Origin of the sequence: Lysinibacillus sp. LZ02, assembly GCF_050613145.1 — a bacterium.
In the GTDB taxonomy this organism is placed as follows: Bacteria; Bacillota; Bacilli; order Bacillales_A; family Planococcaceae; genus Lysinibacillus_B.
This window is the reverse complement of sequence record NZ_CP192507.1, coordinates 3,126,878-3,149,256: the sequence shown is the minus strand read 5'-3', so window position 1 is coordinate 3,149,256 and position 22,379 is coordinate 3,126,878. Positions and strand designations below refer to the sequence as shown.

Sequence of the window (22,379 nt, the reverse complement as noted above, 5' to 3'; positions counted from 1 at the left end):
TCAAAATGTGACAAAATAGTAGCCAAATCTTGTATCAAGTATGTTACAATGTTGGCGATAATCAAATCACTATTAAATTTTAAAGAGGCGAAACTAATGGCTGAGAATTTAAACCTATTTACTTCAACACAGGATGTTATTAAAGATGCACTAGGCAAGTTAGGGTACGACGAAGGGATGTATGAATTATTAAAAGAACCACTTCGTTTATTAACAGTGCGTATTCCTGTAAAAATGGACGATGGTACAACGAAAGTGTTCACTGGTTACCGTGCACAACACTCTGATGCTGTAGGACCAACAAAAGGTGGGGTACGCTTCCATCCAATGGTCAGTGAAGAAGAAGTAAAAGCACTTTCTATGTGGATGACATTAAAATGCGGTATTGTAGATCTTCCATATGGTGGTGGTAAGGGTGGTATTATTTGTGACCCGCGCCAAATGTCAATGGGTGAACTAGAACGTTTAAGTCGCGGATATGTACGTGCAGTGAGCCAAATCGTCGGACCAACGAAAGATATTCCGGCTCCAGACGTATTTACAAATGCACAAATTATGGCATGGATGATGGATGAGTATAGTCGCATGGATGAATTTAACTCACCAGGTTTTATTACAGGTAAACCAATCGTACTAGGTGGTTCGCAAGGTCGTGACCGTGCAACAGCTGAAGGGGTAACAATTGTTATTCAAGAGGCAGCAAAAAAACGCGGTATTGATATTAAAGGAGCGCGTGTTGTTATTCAAGGCTTCGGTAACGCAGGAAGCTTCTTAGCGAAATTTATGAGTGATTTAGGCGCGAAAGTAATCGGTATTTCAGATGCTTACGGTGCACTACATGATCCGAACGGTTTAGATATTGACTATTTACTTGATCGTCGCGATTCGTTTGGTACAGTGACAACGTTATTTGAAAATACAATTACAAACAAAGAGCTTTTAGAGCTTGATTGTGATATTTTAGTGCCAGCTGCAATTGAAAATCAAATTACTGCAGAAAATGCACATAATATTAAAGCAAACATTGTAGTTGAGGCGGCGAATGGTCCAACAACAGCAGAAGCTACAAAAATTTTAACAGAGCGTGACATTCTGTTAGTACCGGACGTATTGGCGTCAGCTGGTGGTGTAACAGTATCTTACTTTGAATGGGTACAAAACAACCAAGGTTACTACTGGACAGAAGAAGAAGTGCGCGAAAAATTATATCGTAAAATGGTAGATGCATTCGAAAACGTCTACACAACAGCAACAAATCGTAACATTAACATGCGCTTAGCGGCATACATGGTTGGTGTGCGTCGTACAGCAGAAGCATCCCGCTTCCGTGGATGGGTTTAATTATTATATAATAGAGAAGAGTTAACTCGAATAACATCGGGTTAACTCTTTTTTGTTATAATAATTGGTAATAAATCATTGTAGTGGGGGATTTAGGGATTGTTATGTCAAAAAAAATCTTTTATACATTAATAACAGTAAGTGTTATCTTTTTAACCATTGGCATGTTCACAAGCCATAATATAAAAATGGCCACTGTTGTTGATAAAGGGAAGTTTAGTTTATCTAAAGAAAATGTAGAAAATGATGAAGTTGTTCAATTAGATGGAACATGGGCATTTTATCCGAATATATTAATTAGTCCAGATGAGCAACTCACTAAGTATGAGGCTAATCGTGTGGATGTAGCAGTTCCGCATGATAATTGGCCTGATTATGTGAAAGCTAATGAAGAAGGAATAGAAGTTGGTACGTATGCGATTGAAGTGGAAGTGCCGACTGATGGTGAATATGCACTATATATTCAGCGAATCCGGCAAGTAAATGAAGTATTTATTAACGGGAAAAGTAATGGTTTAAAGGGAAATCCATCAAAAATAGTATCTTATTTGAATGCGGAAAACGACGAGAAGTATGTAGTCGTTGGGCACAGTGAAAATCAAACTTTACATATTATGATTCGTGTAACCAATGGATTATTTGAAAGCGCAGGTATTACAAATTCGGTTCAATTTGGTACGAAAAAAGCCGTTCAATCAGAGTATAGAGCAAAAATTTTGGTAGAAGTGTTTACACTTGTTGCCTGTGTTGTAATGGGGCTTATTTATATCGTCTCTTATTGGCAAAATCGAAAACGCCTTGAGGAATTGTACTTTGGTTTATTTATATTGTTCTTTGGTGCTTATATATCGTTATTAGGACAAAAACTATTCTTTTATGTATTCCCGTACTTAGATTATATATGGCAAAAAAACTTTCAGCTATTGTTTGCATCAATAATGAGTGTGTGTTTTACGTATTTCATTGAACAAATATATCCTGAGAAATTATCGAAAAACATGAGACGTATGATTATTGGTTTAGTCATTTTGCAGTGTGCTATTTTTTATATTTTGTTTATTTATACAAAAGGTAATATCGAGTATAGCTTGCTTAAAAGAGTCGAACATGTTCTTACATTTACAACAATGATCGTACTTATATACAATTTAACGATACTAATTCGTATGGTTGTGAGTCGAGTAAAAGAATCGACCTATATTGTCATGGTGTTTATCGCATTTTTACTATATTACGGAACGATTTTATTCACTTATCTCACGAATATTCAAATAGATTATTTACGTTTATTTCAGTTTTTATTTCTTTTAGGTAGCTTTTCAGCACTACTTAGCTATCGGGCCAATGCTGCTTATGAGAGGGCGGAGGCATTGTCTAAGGAATTGTTAATTCATAATGAAATGAAGGACGAATTTTTAATAAAGACATCACATGAATTACGCACGCCGCTAAATGGTATTTTGAATATTTCAAAGACCTTGATGGAAGGGGTGCAGGGACCTTTAAAACGAGAGCAACAGGAAAATGTCATGCTTATTCATAACATCAGTCAGCGCATGACGCATTTAGTAGACGAGTTATTATATTCATCAAGCTATGTAACGGGTGAGTTGGGTGTTTCAAAACGTGCGGTATGTGTAGAAATAGTGAAGGACGTAATGGAGGAAGTTCGTTATGTTATTCCGAGAAGTAAGCGGCTTGAACTACGCTGTGAGCTAAAAGATAACTTGCCACCGATGTATACGGATGAATTGCGCTTGAAGCAAGTGCTTTATAATTTACTGACGAATGCGGTGAAATATTCAACGTATGGTGAAATCGTTGTAAAGGGAACAAAAATAGGTGAAGTAATTCAGCTGCAAGTCATCGATCAAGGGATAGGGATTTCAGCGCAAGATTTAACGCATATTTTTGATAGTTTTTATCGTGCTAAGCAAACGCAGGGGGCAGAAGGGTTAGGCTTAGGGTTAAGCATTACGAAAAATATAGTAGAAACATTAAATGGTACTATCTCTGTTGAAAGTAAAGTAGGGATTGGTTCTGTCTTTACAGTAACAATGCCAATTGCTACGGATGAGCAAATAGAAGGAGTGTTAGAGCGGGAAAAGATTATAGAAGGATTTATGTTACCGCTACCGTTTAAGCAGTTGGGAGTTGGAAAAACGATACTTGTTGTAGATGATTCACATGTGAATTTGAAAGTATTGATTGATATGTTAGGGAAACAAGATTATAGCATTATCGCAGTTGATAATGGTGAGGATGCACTAGACTATGTGAAAAATGAAAAGATTGACATAATGGTTGTTGATTTAATGATGCGCGGTATGTCGGGCTACGAATTATGTAAAGAAGTGCGAAAGTTATATGACGTTTTAGAACTACCGATTATCGTCTTAACAGCGGTGACGAAACATACAGACTTATTGATGAGCTTGCAAGTTGGAGCGAATGATTATATGCAAAAGCCTATTGTAATGGATGAATTAAATATTCGTTTGGAGTCATTAGTAGCAATGAAGCATTCTGCCCAGGAAGCTGTCGAAGCAGAGATGAATTATTTATACGCCCAAATAACGCCACATTTTATTTATAATACGTTAAATACGATTATTGCATTGAGTTATACAGATGCTAGTAAAATGCGTGAAGCATTAGAATGTTTATCGACTTATTTCCGTGCCAAACTTAGCGTACATTATCGTCATTCGTATGTACCAATTGAGAATGAAATCGAACTTGTAAAAGCTTATTTATATATCGAGCAACTACGCTTTGGTCATCGACTTGAAGTGGCGTACGATATTGATGAAGAAATCGAATTACAGCTCCCGGCTTTAACGATTCAGCCGATTGTTGAAAATGCTGTTTTCCATGGTATCTCTAAACGAAAAGAAGGAGGGACAGTGAAAATCACCGTGAAGCGGGATGGAGACTTTATCACCATTATAGTAGCTGATAACGGTGTCGGTATCCCACAAGCTACCCAGAAAACGCTATTAACAGAAGGTGGAACACGTATAGGCTTTGCAAATCCGTTGAAGAAAATTAGATTAATCAAAAATGCTTCATTTCAGCTAAAGAGTGAGGAAGGCAAAGGAACAGTTGTGAAGATTTTGATTCCAACTTAGAGGGAATCTATAGTACTTCTCTTACTGTACAAATAACTTTATATATAAGTATAAATGTAAGAGCTATATTCAAGTTTTTTGCTTGAATATAGCCTTTTTATTTTTTATGGATATTTTTCTTGTTTGCTTTTAATAAATGCGCTAGCCGCTCTAGCATCATTCTTTTTTTGGTGAGCCGTTTTTTTCTGATTCGCCCCATTCGGATAATTAAAATTCCAACGGTTCCAACAATCATAATCATGATGAAATAAACGTACATACACTAATCTCCAATACTTGTATTTCTATAATGACTTTACTATAAAATTTTTCACTATACAAAAACTGAACAAATGAATAGATTTTTTTATGGGATGTTCAGATTTTGTTTAACAGTAATTTTTATACTGTAGCTATATTAACTTTCCTTAAGATTGTCCTATTTTAAAAGTTCATTTTGTATTCCTATCTACCTTTATCGAACTAGGAGCAAAATCATATGTGACAAATTGTAAAGGTAGGTTGTCATTGTGAGTACTTTAGATTATTAAAGGGGCTATTTTATTAGGGATAAAAGGAGGATGTATATGAAAAATAGTAACGCGCTTAGTGACAAAATTTTTAAAACAGCAATGGCTACAGTGATGGCAACGAGTGCAATTGCTGTAGTAGCGCCAGAAGCAACGAAAGCCAATACAAATGAGGCGGTATTTAAAGATGTAAAAGCAAGCTCTGACTATTATGAATATGTCAGTGAACTATTTGAACGTGGCTTTGTCAACGGATATTCAGATGGTTCATTCAATCCAACGGGGCTACTCACACGTGCACAGGCGGCAAAAATTTTAGCCCTGAACCTAGGATTAGACGTGAATAAACCATTCAATATCACATTTAAGGATGTACCTAAAGGTGACTGGGCTTACCCTTACATTGCCGCATTAAAAGAGGAAGGTATTCTAGATGGCTATCAAGATGGAACATTCAAACCGAATGCACCTATTACCCGTAACCAAATAGCAAAAATTATTGTCAATGGCTATAAGCTACAGCCTGCCTCTACGATTACGTTGCCGTTTACAGATGTACTAAAAGCCGATTGGGCAGCCCCGTATATTCAAACGCTATTTGATTTAGGGATTACAATTGGTCAAACAGCGACAACATATGGGGGTAATGCAACGGTAACACGTGCCAATATGGCGGCCTTTACGATTCGCTCTGAAATGACAACCGATTATCGCGATAATCGTAGACCAGATGAAAATGTGATTACATCAATTGATGGTAATAAAATGACGATTGGCGGTCAAGTTTACTATATTAAAAAAGAGTTGCAGCCATTGCTACATTCGCGAAATTTAGCTGCATTAAACGAAGCCAATTTAGACTTTATTAAAATTGGGACAAAGGTTGTAGGTATTCGCAATTTAGCGTTATTAAATGGCGGCACAGCAGATAATCCACTGATGTTAGACTTAGCTGGTAGTACAGTCGAAGCGAATATTACAGTTGTTGGAGATCATATCCAACTAGTGAATGGACAAGTGGTTGGCGATGTTACTATTAAAAATGGTGACCAACAGCATATCGGCTTTAGCGGACTCGATATTGACGGCCGCTTAATTGTTGAAGGACAAGCAAATCGTGAGGGAGAAACAGTTGTTCAATTATCAGATTCAACGGCTGATGAAATCATCGTGAACCGCGATGAAACCAAGATTATTACAGATAATAAAACACCAGCGATTACTGTAGGGAATCATGTTTCAGAAATTGAAGTAGTAGGTAAAATTAGCGCGATTGACTTTGTGGGGAACCAGGATGTTTTTGTGAAGGGTAATCTGGATACAAACGAATTAACGATTGAAACACCGATTAAAGTCACACTAGAGAATCAAACGCACTTACCACAAGTAGAGACAAAGCAATACGGTAGTCAGTTAATTGTGCCACAACAGAGTACAATTGGTACGTTAATCAAGCCAGATAATGTTGAAGCACAAGAAGCAGTTACTTCTCCAACAGGAGGTCTACCACCAATTGGAGAAGTTGTAGATACATCAGATATAGTGAGACCACCAACAACGACACCAACAACACCACCATCAACAGGTGGAAGTGAAAATAGTGGAGGTGGTTATACTAATCCATTTGTATCGCAAATACTGGAAACACATAACGTAGTAGATGAAGCTAATGCAGATTCGCTAGCTGTTGGGATGATTGGTACAACAGTAACAACAAGCAATCCAAATGTTGCAACAGCTACACTTGAAGATGGGAAAATTAAGATTAAATCAGTAGGTGTCGGTACAGCTATTATTACAGTAAAAGAGGATGTACCATCTTTGAAAGAAGCACAAATCATTGTAACAGTTGATGGTGCTGGAAAAATTACACATACGATTAAACGCCCGTTAGAAGTAGCGCAAGAAAAAATTAAGGCTGAGCAAACACCAGCTTTAGAAGAGTTAGTGAAGCTGTACGAGGGAGTAAATATTCAAGGTATTACACCAACCAATGTAGCAGAAGTGACAGCAAAAGTGAAACAAGCGATTGATGAAAAAGGGCAGTTATTGACAGGAGAGCAATTAAAACTCACAGTTGATATTGCTTTACTACCGGAGCAAATTAAAAAGGATAATCCAAGTATCCAGCAAGTGTCAACCCCACTTGAATTACAAGCAGTAGGTCCAAACGGTACAGCCTTTACATGGAAACCTGTAACAGCAATAGATGGTGCTACAGTTGACCATGTGACGGGAAATGTAACACGCAGTGACAACGATGATGTCAATGATACCGTCGTATTAGGCATCACAGCGACAAATGGTTCAGTGACAAAAGAAGCGGCAATAGACGCGACCATTTTAGAAGCCAAACCGCCTTATTTAGTGAGCGTAACGGTGAATGATAAAGACAATAGTAGCGCAATATCAGCAGGCGACGAGGTCACGCTTCTCTTTAATGAATCATTAAGCGCGGCAGATCGTAAGAAAGCGTTCGAGGCTATCTTTGGTACAAATCATCGGTATGGTGAAAATGCGACGCTTGTATGGACAGACAATCAAACTGCTGTCATTACACTAGGCACAAACCAAAAAGTACAGTTTGGTGACACATTAACACCTGATGTAACAGATGCACAAGGCAATCCGTATATAGATTCAGGTAATACAATGTGGAAATCCGTAACGTTCCAGCCGCAAACAGACAACACAACCAATAACTTACGTAACCCGTTAGGTATTAAAGGGACAACCGTATCAACCAATAATCCACATGTCGCAACGGCAGCTATTGTCGATGGAAAAGTGGCCATTTCGTCGGTTGGACCTGGAAAAGCAACGATTGCAGTGGCAAACGGCAATGACATTGCAATGATTGATGTGACAGTTGGCCTGGATGGTAGTATCAGCATTGATCAAATCCACCCATTCGTAGGTGATGTGAAGTTAGATATTTTAATTTTAGCTCCAGTACCACAAGCGAGCCAAGGAACATGGGAAGAAGCATTACTTGGAGCAGGAAGCACGGCACCTGGAGGACCATATAATGAAGACTTCCCGTATATCGGTAATGGTCAATTCTTAGAAGCAGAGCGATTTGCGAAAAATGATGTATATGGTGGTCCAGAACTGAATGATAGCGACTTTACATTTAAAGTAGCGTCAGCGAAAAATCAACCAAACGACTTAGATACAACGAACTTTATGAAGTTGTTAAATGCGAGTAATCCTGAAACGGGAGAAGGGATTTATCGTGTACACATTAATGAAGATGGTCAATCAATGAATGCAACGTATTTTGTGGATGTGCTCGGGAAAGTAGGTACGGGCTTTGCTGGCTATTATCAACAATTCTCCTATACAACATATGGGAATAATGTTACATCTGTGATTACAGCACGTCATAATGGCTCATCACTACAAGTGGTTTGGGATTTTAAAGATTTAGCTAATATTGCCTCACAGGATATTTACTTATTAACTGGGGATGAATGGAATCAAAATGATGTGCCAGCAGGTAATCCAATTGGCACAGTGAATGGTACAACCTTTGAATGGAATGGTGCCGTTACAACGGATAGTGCAGGTAACCCAATTGTACAAGGACAAGATTATACAGTAATCGTTGTGAAGAAAAATGCAGCGGATCAACCGATTGCGTATGATAATTTTGGTCATTACGCAATTAATACAAAAGTCTCCAGTTTAACGACCGTTGATACATCGGCTATTGACGCGATTGCGAATAATTTAACAGATGTAGCGATTCGCAATGCTAACCCGTCTTTACAAGAAGTAAAAACAGCACTTTCTTTACCGGTAGAATTTGAAGGGGCAACAATTGAATGGTCATCTACTACAGTGGATGGAGCGACAATTCAAGCTGATGGTACAGTAGTTAGAAGCAATGTAGATCATGAAGATGACGTGGTGACATTAACGGCAACGATTAGACATGGAGGCTTAACAACAACCAAAACATTCCAAGTAACAGTGAAAGAAAGTAAGACACCAACTGTCACAGCAGCTGTTCTTCAAGATACAAATGCTGATAATCAACCATCCGCAGGTGAAAACATTGAGTTAACATTTAGTGAGCCAATCCAATCATTTGATAAGTTAAGCATTAATGGGCAAGAAATTGCCAAAGAGCAAGGTACATGGAATGCAGAGCGTACAAAATGGACAGGGAAATTGTCGACTGATGTCGGTTCAACAGGTACTATAGTTACTGTCACAAATATTAAAGATGACAATGATAATGAGACAGCAGAGAGTGAAATCGCATTAACGATTGCCTCAGTAAATACGATTAAAAATGTAGAAACCGTAGATCGGGATGCTAACGGTAAACTGGACGGATTGAAAGTTACACTTAGTGAAGGTATTAAAGACACTACTGTAAATGCAGCTAATTTCGCTATCACTGGTGGATACAGTAATTTAGGGTTTGATACAGGTAGCACAGCAGATGATAATGAAATCTACATTACATTTGATGAGAAAGGGGATTACGATACAGATCAAACGCCTACTCTAACATATACTCAAGGAACATTAACTGATTTGGCTGGAAACAACCTAGCTACTACTGAATTTACGTCATTAGACAAAGCCAGCCCAGTTCTTGTTGTAGCATCAATAAGTGATGAGATATGGAGTACGACAGGTGATACACTTACATTAACATATAGTGAAGCAGTAAATATGTATACTAGTGCTGGAGCTTTTGTTGATAGATATAATGATAGTGATGGGCATCAAATCTATTTCCCACAAATTGATGCTTTGATTGGGCTAGATACTGCAGGTGCAGGTATGAGTGGTAATGCCCTAAAAACTACATTTGGAATAGTAACTTTACAAACAACTGCCGGTTCAAGAATTACAGTTGAAGTTGACGGAGACAAGGTTCGACTTATTATAATACACGATGATTTTGTAGAGGGTGGTGTTCCAAACAATGCAGAATTTAATATCGTTGATAGAACTATTAATGAAATTACAGATAGTGCAGGTAACAAATTGAAACATACAGTTAAAACAATAACTGTGACATCTTCAATGGATTAGCTACAGAAGCGCTAGCAAAAATTAGTGCTGGCACTGTGCAATAGAAACGGACTACACAACTGCTGGAGTAACATTGTCAACAGGGGGCCGGAATTGACTTTTGAAACTGTACAAACACTTGTAGCAGAATCAAAAACTAAAAAAGGAGTGATTTGTCTGTAGCTGACGTTCAAACGCTAATAGATAATTATTATGCATTACAATCTACTTATACATCAGGAAGCGCTTTGAATTTATCTACTACAGAGCCATTTGCAGGAACTACTGATGAATGCTACAGGTACTGATTATTTAAAGGTAAAACGTGTAAATACTGTAAAAATTAACCCTACTAGTGCCGAGCCTTCAAATGGAATTGTTGTAACGGCTGCATATCAAATTGCACCATAATTTTATATAAGTAATAATCATTCTAATACTCAAAACCCTTGTCATTTCGTATAATGGCGAGGGTTTTGGTGTATTAGAAAATCAATTGGAGGGAGGGGAGTAAAGTAAAGCAGAGTGAAGTTATTTTCAATTAGATTGTTAGTAAGTATTAATTTTTATATAACCACTGCCCATATAGTTTAAGCTATGCCAATTCACATTGGACAATTTCTAATTGAGCATTAGTAAGCGGATCATTTTTAAATATATTAATGAAAACGCAGATGTGTTGATTATACAACTATTAGTAGATGATAAGCTTTATTTTTAAGTTAAATTGCCAATAACAGGTGCTTGCTAGTTGATTGGAGCAGAGGTGACTCGACTTCTGTAGGAAAAGCGCGAGCTGAAATAACTTAGTGGAAGTCGTGCCTGTGGAAAGCGAGTCAGCCATAGCGGAAATCAACGTATTCCCATGTGTTCTTTAACAATGAAAAGTAAATCAATACGTGTGATGAAAACATATAGCTATTGTTCAGTTTTTGTTCAACGCTATGTTTTATAAACTATGGGGGAGTTAGTTGATAAATTAAAGGTTCGTATAACTATTGAGTTAAGTAATGAAGGTGTTTAAAATGTAAGAGCTGCTAGGTATAAATTTCCTTTTGGGTTTTCTTTTTATAAATGGAAATGGTGCTACCTATTAATGAACGAAATCAATTTTGAGGAGATATAGCGGACTCTCATTTTTAAAATTGTTGCAATAAGATGGATATTTAATGAAAATTAACAGAAACCATAATTAATCTATAAACAGGAGGTAAAGCTAAATGAATGTAATTCTGATTGACGATGAAAAATTGGCACTTGATATACTCGGTATTATGCTAAATGAAATAGCAGAATTACCAATTTACATAAAAGGTATGTTTGTAAATGTGAAGGATGCATTTGATTTGCTGAAAACAGAGAAAATAGATGTCGCTTTTTTAGATATGGAGATGGCAGACATGCATGGATTACAGGTAGCGAAGCAGCTACAAAAGTACGCGCCAAATATCCAAATTATTTTTGTAACGGCACATGCCCATTTTGCTGTAGAAGCATTTAATGTAGAGGCAATAGATTATTTATTAAAGCCTGTAAATAAAAAGCGGCTAGTTAAAGCCCTTCGTAGAGCTAATCAATTAATTGTTTTAGGTAAAGATTCGTTGTCTCAGAAAACAAAATTTAAAATGTATGCGCGTACTTTAGGGAGATTTCAACTATTAGATGTGAATGGACAAACGGTAAACTGGCGTACTAGGAAGGTAAGAGAGCTGTTTCTTTATTTATGGTTCCATCAACAAAGACCGGTATCAAATGCAGTTTTAACAGAAGAATTATGGCCAAATATCGAACATGAAAAGGCTTCAGTAAACTTACATACAGCTATTTATCAGTTAAGAAAATTATTCAAACAAAATGGAGTAAACAATCCGATTCAACTTGTTAATAATCACTATCAATTTGATATAGAGATTAGTAGTGATTATGCAGAGCTCATGTCGTTATTAGAGCAATCCGTACATGAGGAGCAGGATATCCAGCAAATATTAAATTTATATAATGGTGATTTTTTGGAGGAAGAAGAATATCACTGGGCGATTCAAATGCGAGCTTACATAAAGCAAAAGGTACTGCATTTACTGGAATCCTATGTGACGAACGTAGTAGATGCAAAATCATTATTAAAGTTAAACTGTTTACAAAAAATGTTGGTGTTAGATGAGTATAATGAATACTATATGCTTGTACTTATGAAATTTTTAACGGAGCAAAACAAAAAAATGGATTGTATTCGATTATATGATTCTATTAGAAAAAAATTAGAAGAAGAGCTAGGTGTCGAAATTCCTCAACAAATTCAGCAAATCTACTATAACTATATGACGACGCAAGCGTGATATAGTTATAGTAGATCACTAAGATTTATAGTGAATAATATCGAATTTTCGGTTATTTTGTTCAGGAATTGTTCAGCCTCCTTTTTTATAATGAAAAAAACGATAAAAAGGTAGGAGGCTCGTATGTATGTCAAAAAATTTAACAAAAGACTGTCTTGCAAATTTTCAAAATACAGAAGTTTGTTTTAGCGCTAAAAGAATAGAATTGCAGAACAATGTCGAAGTTTTAGGGATAAAGGCGAATAGGCTACAAATTGAAAATGATGAAATTGCAGTCGGTTATATCGTAGATGAGATTATTTATTTTAAAAGCTTAAAACAAGGAAGTACAGTTGTTACATTAACTGATGGGGAACATGAAGCACGTATAACGCTATTTGTACATAGTTTAGGCGATATTGTTGCGGAAGTAACCCCTTTTTTAAAGTATGCTGAGGTTGTTCCCGTTTATTATCGCAATCTTTTAAATCATACAGCCATTGCGGTTGATTTAAAAGGAGCATTAAAGGATTATTTAATCTCACAACGTTTAATGCATGAAGACGATGTGCTAGCTGATGTACACTACCAATCTATGCATCCTAATGTATTAAATCATTCTATTGCAGGGAATTTTATTTTAGGTTGCCATATGAATGGAGTCCCTCTTACAAATAAACAGGAATACGCATTAGCGAATCGGATTGCTACATTAAAGTTCTCTAAAATTAATTTTTACCAGCAAGGTGTAAAAGTAACCTTAATACAACAAATGATATTAACATTTGTTATTACGAACCAAGTATTTCTAAGTGATGATGAAAGAAGACTACAAGCTAAAATAGTTAAACCTTCACCAGTGCTTATTTAAAATTGTAAAAAATACATTTATTAGTGAAGATAAGGTGTTTATAGTACCCTATATCTTCATTTTAGAAGACTAAAAACGCGCCCTTTTAATTTAAATACTACATAAGTATGGGGAAGGTTATTTTCATCTTTGGTATTAATCTTTGCTATATACGATACAAACATGAGAAGATTGTCAGGAAAGGGGAGATTCTCATGAACACATTTTCATTTTGGAATCCGGTGAAATTACACTTTGGAAAAGGGAGTATCGAACAATTAGCAAAAGAAGTAGTATCGTATGACAAGATACTTGTTGTGTATGGCGGCGGCAGTATTAAGAAAAATGGAGTTTATGATGATGTAATGAATGCTTTAAGTAGTAAGCAAGTATTTGAATTGTCAGGTGTTGAGCCAAACCCGCGTGTTTCGACTGCTAGAAAAGGTATTACCATATGTAAGGAACAAGAAATAGATTTAGTATTAGCTGTCGGTGGTGGCTCAGTGGTGGATTGTGCTAAGTTAATTGTAGCTGGGGCGAAGTCTGATGCGGATGCATGGGATATCGTGATTCGTAAGGCGCCTGCAAACGAGGCACTACCACTTGGCACCGTGTTAACACTTGCTGCAACAGGCTCAGAGATGAACTCGGGTTCTGTTATTACAAATTTAGAAACAAAAGAGAAGTTTGGTTGGGGTAGCCCAGCGGTATTCCCGAAATTCTCTATTCTAGATCCGACCTATACGTTTACAGTGCCGAAAGATCAACTCGTCAATGGTGTAGTAGATACGATGTCGCACATCTTCGAGCAATATTTTAACAATGCAACAAATACGCCACTTACAGATGAAATGAGTGAAGGGATTTTACGTACAATTATCGACGTGACACCAAAAGCGTTAACGGAGCCTAAAAATTATGAGCATCGTGAAACATTAATGTTATCAAGTACGTTTGGTCTAAATAATTTCCTTTCAATGGGCTCGCGTGGTGATTGGGCAACACATAATATTGAACATGCCATTTCTGCATACTATGATATTCCGCATGCAGGGGGACTAGCTATCCTTTTCCCGTACTGGATGCGTCATAATTTGCATGTAAATCCAGCGCGATTTGCAAGGCTTGCTGAAAAAGTATTTGGGGTAGAGCGTGGCCATCTCAAAGATGAGGAAATGGCGCTTGAAGGGATTAATCGTTTAAGTGCGTTTTGGAAGTCAATTGGTGCACCAAGCCGCCTAGCAGATTATAATATTGATGATCGTGATTTTGAAGGTATTATTGCACATACAGTATTAAATGGTCCGTTTGGGAACTTCAATAAATTAAATAGTGAAGATGTACGTGCTATACTTGCAGCGTCTTTATAGAAAAAAGCTCGGCGTTTTATGTGAAATGCCGAGCTTTAATTTATTCAGTTGGTTCGTGCTTCCACTGTGTAATACCATCTTCTTCGTCAAAAGAGAGTGTTACCTTTGTTACTCCTTTTTGTGCGAGAATCAGTTCGACTAAATGGTCACGTACATCGTCTAAGTAATCCAGTGATAAACTTTTATCTGTCTCAGCGACAACTTCGACATGTAAAAATTCGCCTTCTTTAATAACTTCGATACGCGCGATATCGGATACATGGCGGTCTTCCATCACAAGATTTCCGATATGAATCATCATTTCTTCATCTGTTTCACCAATAGCTCCCCGTGCATTATCTAAAAATACACGACCGACTACATAGAACATCATTATACCTATAATGATTGAAACTAGTCCCTCCAGACGATAAAAGCCTGTGAAGTAAGCGATCACGATGGCGGCGAAGGCAAGAACATTGCCGCTTGTTGCGACTAAATCTTCCATCCACACAAGCTTTGTGGCAGGTTTTGCGCGATTTAAATATTGTACAGATTGCGGAATGGCTTTTATTCCAACTTTTTCTACTCCTACTTCATGCAGCACTTCTTTTGCGGCTTTGTGCAATACAAAGCCTTCTAAAATCACCCCGATTGAAAGAACCCCTAAAGCGATGAATATTCCATGTGATTCAGTTGCGGGATGCATAAAGTGATGCCAGCCTTCTTTAATTGTTTCATACGAAAGTATGGCAACAATCAGTACGGCACCTAAACAAACGAGATTGACGACTCGCCCGTAGCCATTTGGAAACTTTGGTGTTGGTGCTTTCTTCGATAACGCAGAGCCGATATAAACGAAAAATTGGTTTGCTGCATCGCCAAATGAGTGCATCATTTCTGCGAACATGGCTACATTTCCTGTAAAGAAAAATGCCGCTCCTTTAATAATCCCTAAAAATGTATTGACGAATGCTGCGGCAAGTGAAGGTTTATTGCCGTTTTTTAATAACGAAAATAGTTCTCCCATACTGAGCCTCCATTAAGCTAAAAATTCAATTTCTACTGTTTCAATATACTCAAGTGCGTGCAGTGTATTGTAAATCCAAAGTGAATCTTTCGAAATAAGTGTTGACAGTCGTATATTTACCTCGTGTAAACGTTTGTCATGCCGATCAACTGAATCACGAATCCCTACATGTTCAATTGTCATATTATGTGCTCTCATTTGTTCTAATAATGTTGGTAATTGATTAATGTCCTTAATAACAACCCTTAATGACACTTCGCGCATACGTAATCGTCTTGGGCCGATTTTAATAAGAAATGGTGCAATTACTTCAATTCCGATGACAACAATAACGACGGTAACAAATGCTTGAAAATAAAACCCTGCACCAACTGCGATACCAATCCCTGCTGCACCCCAAATCATCGCAGCGGTCGTTAAGCCCGTAATACTATCATTTCCTTTTCGTAAAATGACACCTGCGCCTAAAAATCCAATGCCACTCACGACTTGGGCAGCTAGACGTAGTGGATCCATTGTGATATTAATATCATTTCTTGCAGGTGTAGTATATGCTGTTTCGATTGAGATAATCGTTAATAAGCAACTAAAGGTAGCAATAACTAAGCTTGTTTTTAATCCGACTGGTTTCTTTTTTAGTTCTCTTTCAATTCCGATAATTAAACTTAAAGTCCCGGCAATCGTTAATTTTATTAAAATTTCTAGCGAAAGCGTATCATTTAATAAGAAGTGCAATGGTGATCATCCTCTCTGTTATTTCGTGTTGCGAATCAATATACTTTATGTACAATAAGGTACAAGGTAGGTGTGGAATAAATGCTTAATAAAACAACGAAATCAATGAAACCGTATTTGGCAATTGGAATTGGTGTTATTTCAGTTTCATTGTCAGCAATCTTTGTAAAATTGGCGAATGCAGAATCAGGGGTGATTGCTTTTTATCGTATGTTGTTTTCGGTTCTAATTATGAGTCCGTTATTTTTTATAAAATATCGCCATGAGTTGAAGTTGTTAGAGAAAAGGGAGTGGCTGTTTTCTTCTGTTGCAGGCATTTTTTTAGCGTTCCATTTTATCCTCTGGTTTGAGTCATTAAATTACACTTCTGTGGCAAGTTCTACAGTATTAGTGACGCTACAACCGCTATTTGCATTTATCGGGACATATATCTTTTTTAAAGAAAGAGCATCTTTTCAATCTATTGTAGCAGTTAGCGTAGCACTTGTTGGAAGTTTATTGATTGGTTGGGGAGATTTTCGGGTCAGTGGCACTGCACTTTATGGAGATATATTAGCGTTGATAGCCTGTGCATTAATTACAGGGTATTTACTATTTGGACAAGCTGTCCGTAATCGATTATCTTTGATGACCTATACAATGGTTGTTTATAGTGTAAGTACGATATGTCTTTTCGTTTATGTATTATGCATGGGACAATCATTCGGACCTTATGAAAAGATGGATTGGTTTTGGTTTGTTATGTTGGCGATTGTCCCAAACTTACTAGGACATACGTTATTTAATTGGTCATTGAAATGGGTGAGCACAAATACGATATCCATAGCAATCTTATTTGAGCCAGTAGGTGCTGCGATTTTAGCTTTCTTTATTTTTAGCGAAAAACTAATGGCCTCTCAAGTTGTTGGAGGGATTATTATAATCGCTGGTATAGCAATGTTTGTAACAGATATAAAAAAAGTGAAAAGTTTTTTTGAAAAAAGTATTGCATAGGGAAGAAATATATTATATATTATTACTTGTCCTTAACGAGACGGCAACACAAAAATTCAAGAGTGAATAAAAGAGGTTGACAACAACTTGAGGATAAGTTATTCTATAAAAGTCGCTGCTGAATGAAGCGAGCGAGATGAACTTTGAAAACTGAACAAGCAAAACGTTAACAATAAATGTTTCTGAATAAGAAACAAAATTTTGGACATCAAACATGATGCCAGCAAATTTGAGCTTACTCAAATTCTTTTTATGGAGAGTTTGATCCTGGCTCAGGACGAACGCTGGCGGCGTGCCTAATACATGCAAGTCGAGCGGACGAAAGTTCGGTGCTTGCACCGAACTTTCGTTAGCGGCGGACGGGTGAGTAACACGTGGGCAACCTGCCCTGTAGTTTGGGATAACTCCGGGAAACCGGGGCTAATACCGAATAATACTTTCTAATACATGTTAGAAAGTTGAAAGATGGTTCTGCTATCGCTACAGGATGGGCCCGCGGCGCATTAGCTAGTTGGTGAGGTAACGGCTCACCAAGGCGACGATGCGTAGCCGACCTGAGAGGGTGATCGGCCACACTGGGACTGAGACACGGCCCAGACTCCTACGGGAGGCAGCAGTAGGGAATCTTCCACAATGGGCGAAAGCCTGATGGAGCAACGCCGCGTGAGTGAAGAAGGATTTCGGTTCGTAAAACTCTGTTGTAAGGGAAGAACAAGTACAGTAGTAACTGGCTGTACCTTGACGGTACCTTATTAGAAAGCCACGGCTAACTACGTGCCAGCAGCCGCGGTAATACGTAGGTGGCAAGCGTTGTCCGGAATTATTGGGCGTAAAGCGCGCGCAGGCGGTCCTTTAAGTCTGATGTGAAAGCCCACGGCTCAACCGTGGAGGGTCATTGGAAACTGGGGGACTTGAGTGCAGAAGAGGAAAGTGGAATTCCAAGTGTAGCGGTGAAATGCGTAGAGATTTGGAGGAACACCAGTGGCGAAGGCGACTTTCTGGTCTGTAACTGACGCTGAGGCGCGAAAGCGTGGGGAGCAAACAGGATTAGATACCCTGGTAGTCCACGCCGTAAACGATGAGTGCTAAGTGTTAGGGGGTTTCCGCCCCTTAGTGCTGCAGCTAACGCATTAAGCACTCCGCCTGGGGAGTACGGTCGCAAGACTGAAACTCAAAGGAATTGACGGGGGCCCGCACAAGCGGTGGAGCATGTGGTTTAATTCGAAGCAACGCGAAGAACCTTACCAGGTCTTGACATCCCGGTGACCACTATGGAGACATAGTTTTCCCTTCGGGGACAACGGTGACAGGTGGTGCATGGTTGTCGTCAGCTCGTGTCGTGAGATGTTGGGTTAAGTCCCGCAACGAGCGCAACCCTTGATCTTAGTTGCCATCATTCAGTTGGGCACTCTAAGGTGACTGCCGGTGACAAACCGGAGGAAGGTGGGGATGACGTCAAATCATCATGCCCCTTATGACCTGGGCTACACACGTGCTACAATGGACGGTACAAACGGTTGCCAACCCGCGAGGGGGAGCTAATCCGATAAAACCGTTCTCAGTTCGGATTGTAGGCTGCAACTCGCCTACATGAAGCCGGAATCGCTAGTAATCGCGGATCAGCATGCCGCGGTGAATACGTTCCCGGGCCTTGTACACACCGCCCGTCACACCACGAGAGTTTGTAACACCCGAAGTCGGTGAGGTAACCTTTTGGAGCCAGCCGCCGAAGGTGGGATAGATGATTGGGGTGAAGTCGTAACAAGGTAGCCGTATCGGAAGGTGCGGCTGGATCACCTCCTTTCTAAGGATATTTTCGGAATACTGACATGGTCAGTAGTTAACGTTTTGCGTTCAGTTTTGAAAGTTTATGACTTTCTAAATACCTTGCTCCTGACGCTTGCGCTATCGTCGCAAAGCTACATGTAGCAAATCCACTGATGTCTGTCACGATGTGATGGAAGTCAGTAGCTTTGTTCTTTGAAAACTGGATAAAACGACATTGAAAGCAAACACAAATTTCTATTTTAAATAGATAAGAGTCAAAACAAGTCAAGTAACATTGACGTGTCAACTTAAAATCTTGAACGTTGTTCAAGTATAACTTGGTTAAGTTATTAAGGGCGCACGGTGGATGCCTTGGCACTAGGAGTCGATGAAGGACGGCACTAACACCGATATGCCTCGGGGAGCTGTAAGTAAGCTTTGATCCGGGGATTTCCGAATGGGGGAACCCACTACGTTTAATGGCGTAGTACCTTTACGTGAATTCATAGCGTACTGGAGACAGACCCAGGGAACTGAAACATCTAAGTACCTGGAGGAAGAGAAAGAAAATTCGATTCCCTGAGTAGCGGCGAGCGAAACGGGAAGAGCCCAAACCAAGAGGCTTGCCTCTTGGGGTTGTAGGACACTCTATACGGAGTTACAAAGGCATGTATTAGGCGAAGCGACTTGGAAAGGTCCGCCAGAGCAGGTAATAGCCCTGTAGTCGAAAGTACATGCCCTCCAGAGTGGATCCTGAGTACGGCGGAACACGTGAAATTCCGTCGGAATCCGGGAGGACCATCTCCCAAGGCTAAATACTACCTAGTGACCGATAGTGAACCAGTACCGTGAGGGAAAGGTGAAAAGCACCCCGGGAGGGGAGTGAAAGAGAACCTGAAACCGTGTGCCTACAAGTAGTTAGAGCCCGTTAATGGGTGATAGCGTGCCTTTTGTAGAATGAACCGGCGAGTTACGATTACGTGCGAGGTTAAGTTGTGAAGACGGAGCCGCAGCGAAAGCGAGTCTGAATAGGGCGATGTAGTACGTGGTCGTAGACCCGAAACCAGGTGATCTACCCATGTCCAGGGTGAAGGTGAGGTAACACTCACTGGAGGCCCGAACCCACGCACGTTGAAAAGTGCGGGGATGAGGTGTGGGTAGCGGAGAAATTCCAATCGAACCTGGAGATAGCTGGTTCTCTCCGAAATAGCTTTAGGGCTAGCCTCGTGATGAGAATACCGGAGGTAGAGCACTGTTTGGACTAGGGGGGCATCTCGCTTTACCGAATTCAGACAAACTCCGAATGCCGGATATTTATGCACGGGAGTCAGACTGCGAGTGATAAGATCCGTAGTCAAAAGGGAAACAGCCCAGACCACCAGCTAAGGTCCCAAAGTAATCGTTAAGTGGAAAAGGATGTGGCGTTGCTTAGACAACCAGGATGTTGGCTTAGAAGCAGCCATCATTTAAAGAGTGCGTAATAGCTCACTGGTCGAGTGACGCTGCGCCGAAAATGTATCGGGGCTAAACGATTCACCGAAGCTGTGGATTCACACCGTTGGTGTGAGTGGTAGGAGAGCGTTCTAACTGCGCTGAAGTCAGACCGGAAGGACTGGTGGAGCGGTTAGAAGTGAGAATGCCGGTATGAGTAGCGAAAGACAGGTGAGAATCCTGTCCACCGTATGACTAAGGTTTCCTGAGGAAGGCTCGTCCGCTCAGGGTTAGTCGGGACCTAAGCCGAGGCCGACAGGCGTAGGCGATGGACAACAGGTTGATATTCCTGTACTACCTCCCCACCGTTTGAGAAATGGGGGGACGCAGAAGGGTAGGGTAAGCAGAGCGTTGGTTGTCTCTGTTCAAGCAGTAAGGTGTGTACGTAGGCAAATCCGCGTACTAATACATTGAGCTGTGATGACGAGTCCGTATGGACGAAGTTCCTGATCTCACGCTGCCAAGAAAAGCCTCTATCGAGGTGGGAGGTACCCGTACCGCAAACCGACACAGGTAGTCGAGGAGAGAATCCTAAGGTGTGCGAGAGAACTCTCGTTAAGGAACTCGGCAAAATGACCCCGTAACTTCGGGAGAAGGGGTGCTCTGGTAGGGTGAAAGCCTGAGAGAGCCGCAGTGAATAGGCCCAGGCGACTGTTTAGCAAAAACACAGGTCTCTGCAAAACCGTAAGGTGACGTATAGGGGCTGACGCCTGCCCGGTGCTGGAAGGTTAAGAGGAGTGGTTAGCGCAAGCGAAGCTATGAATTGAAGCCCCAGTAAACGGCGGCCGTAACTATAACGGTCCTAAGGTAGCGAAATTCCTTGTCGGGTAAGTTCCGACCCGCACGAAAGGCGTAACGATCTGGGCACTGTCTCAACGAGAGACTCGGTGAAATTATAGTACCTGTGAAGATGCAGGTTACCCGCGACAGGACGGAAAGACCCCGTGGAGCTTTACTGTAGCTTGATATTGAAATTTGGTGCAACTTGTACAGGATAGGTAGGAGCCAGAGAAACCGGAGCGCTAGCTTCGGTGGAGGCGTCGGTGGGATACTACCCTGGTTGTACTGAATTTCTAACCCATGCCCCTTAGCGGGGTAGGAGACAGTGTCAGGCGGACAGTTTGACTGGGGCGGTCGCCTCCTAAAAGGTAACGGAGGCGCCCAAAGGTTCCCTCAGAATGGTTGGAAATCATTCGTAGAGTGTAAAGGCACAAGGGAGCTTGACTGCGAGACCTACAAGTCGAGCAGGGTCGAAAGACGGGCTTAGTGATCCGGTGGTTCCGCATGGAAGGGCCATCGCTCAACGGATAAAAGCTACCCCGGGGATAACAGGCTTATCTCCCCCAAGAGTCCACATCGACGGGGAGGTTTGGCACCTCGATGTCGGCTCATCGCATCCTGGGGCTGTAGTCGGTCCCAAGGGTTGGGCTGTTCGCCCATTAAAGCGGTACGCGAGCTGGGTTCAGAACGTCGTGAGACAGTTCGGTCCCTATCCGTCGTGGGCGTAGGAAATTTGAGAGGAGCTGTCCTTAGTACGAGAGGACCGGGATGGACATACCGCTGGTGTACCAGTTGTCGTGCCAACGGCATCGCTGGGTGGCTATGTATGGACGGGATAAGTGCTGAAAGCATCTAAGCATGAAGCCCCCCTCAAGATGAGATTTCCCATTACGCAAGTAAGTAAGACCCCTGAAAGACGATCAGGTAGATAGGTTCGAGGTGGAAGTGTGGTGACACATGGAGCTGACGAATACTAATCGGTCGAGGACTTAACCACATTTTGTGAATTGCACAATGCACCGTTTATCCAGTTTTGAAAGAACAACTTCTTTCT

At 40.2% G+C, this 22,379-nt stretch carries 10 protein-coding genes and 2 rRNA genes; 10 read left to right on the top strand and 2 right to left on the bottom strand.

Annotated elements, in window-relative coordinates:
- The first annotated feature begins 96 nt into the window (after window positions 1–96).
- From ACQQ2I_RS15280 to ACQQ2I_RS15250, 7 genes are all read left to right on the top strand, one after another.
- Window positions 97–1,341 carry a Glu/Leu/Phe/Val family dehydrogenase gene (locus ACQQ2I_RS15280; protein WP_431027636.1) on the top strand — a complete coding sequence of 415 codons (1,245 nt, stop codon included), beginning with the start codon at window positions 97–99 and terminating at the stop codon, window positions 1,339–1,341.
- 104 nt (window positions 1,342–1,445) lie between these two features.
- On the top strand, window positions 1,446–4,472 hold the full coding sequence (locus ACQQ2I_RS15275) for a hybrid sensor histidine kinase/response regulator (RefSeq protein WP_431027635.1): 3,027 nt from the start codon (window positions 1,446–1,448) through the stop codon (window positions 4,470–4,472).
- 566 nt (window positions 4,473–5,038) lie between these two features.
- Window positions 5,039–10,036 carry an S-layer homology domain-containing protein gene (locus ACQQ2I_RS15270; protein WP_431027634.1) on the top strand — a complete coding sequence of 1,666 codons (4,998 nt, stop codon included), beginning with the start codon at window positions 5,039–5,041 and terminating at the stop codon, window positions 10,034–10,036.
- A 267-nt stretch (window positions 10,037–10,303) separates the two neighbouring features.
- Window positions 10,304–10,426 carry a hypothetical protein gene (locus ACQQ2I_RS15265; RefSeq protein ID WP_431027633.1) on the top strand — a complete coding sequence of 41 codons (123 nt, stop codon included), beginning with the start codon at window positions 10,304–10,306 and terminating at the stop codon, window positions 10,424–10,426.
- An 809-nt stretch (window positions 10,427–11,235) separates the two neighbouring features.
- The gene (locus ACQQ2I_RS15260; RefSeq protein ID WP_431027632.1) at window positions 11,236–12,351 is read left to right on the top strand and encodes a response regulator; all 1,116 of its coding nucleotides are present in this window, start codon (window positions 11,236–11,238) and stop codon (window positions 12,349–12,351) included.
- 127 nt (window positions 12,352–12,478) lie between these two features.
- Entirely contained in the window at window positions 12,479–13,201 is a 723-nt protein-coding gene (locus tag ACQQ2I_RS15255) for a hypothetical protein (RefSeq protein WP_431027630.1), read from the top strand.
- 194 nt (window positions 13,202–13,395) lie between these two features.
- Window positions 13,396–14,550, top strand: a complete 1,155-nt coding sequence (locus ACQQ2I_RS15250) for an iron-containing alcohol dehydrogenase (protein WP_431027629.1) — start codon at window positions 13,396–13,398, stop codon at window positions 14,548–14,550.
- A 40-nt stretch (window positions 14,551–14,590) separates the two neighbouring features.
- Here the strand turns inward: ACQQ2I_RS15250 and ACQQ2I_RS15245 are convergent, their stop codons facing one another.
- Both ACQQ2I_RS15245 and ACQQ2I_RS15240 read right to left on the bottom strand, forming a co-directional pair.
- Entirely contained in the window at window positions 14,591–15,559 is a 969-nt protein-coding gene (locus tag ACQQ2I_RS15245) for a cation diffusion facilitator family transporter (protein WP_431027628.1), read from the bottom strand.
- A gap of 12 nt (window positions 15,560–15,571) precedes the next feature.
- Complete coding sequence (locus ACQQ2I_RS15240; protein WP_431027627.1) at window positions 15,572–16,294, bottom strand: MgtC/SapB family protein; 723 nt, start codon at window positions 16,292–16,294, stop codon at window positions 15,572–15,574.
- Window positions 16,295–16,375: 81 nt separating this feature from the next.
- Here ACQQ2I_RS15240 and ACQQ2I_RS15235 point away from each other — a divergent pair, with 81 nt between their 5' ends.
- From ACQQ2I_RS15235 to ACQQ2I_RS15225, 3 genes are all read left to right on the top strand, one after another.
- Entirely contained in the window at window positions 16,376–17,287 is a 912-nt protein-coding gene (locus ACQQ2I_RS15235; RefSeq protein WP_431027626.1) for a DMT family transporter, read from the top strand.
- Between the two features lie 249 nt (window positions 17,288–17,536).
- Window positions 17,537–19,091: ribosomal RNA gene (locus ACQQ2I_RS15230) — 16S ribosomal RNA — on the top strand.
- Window positions 19,092–19,394: 303 nt separating this feature from the next.
- Window positions 19,395–22,322 (top strand): 23S ribosomal RNA (locus ACQQ2I_RS15225).
- The 16S and 23S rRNA genes sit together here, the layout of an rRNA operon.
- Window positions 22,323–22,379 lie beyond the last annotated feature (57 nt).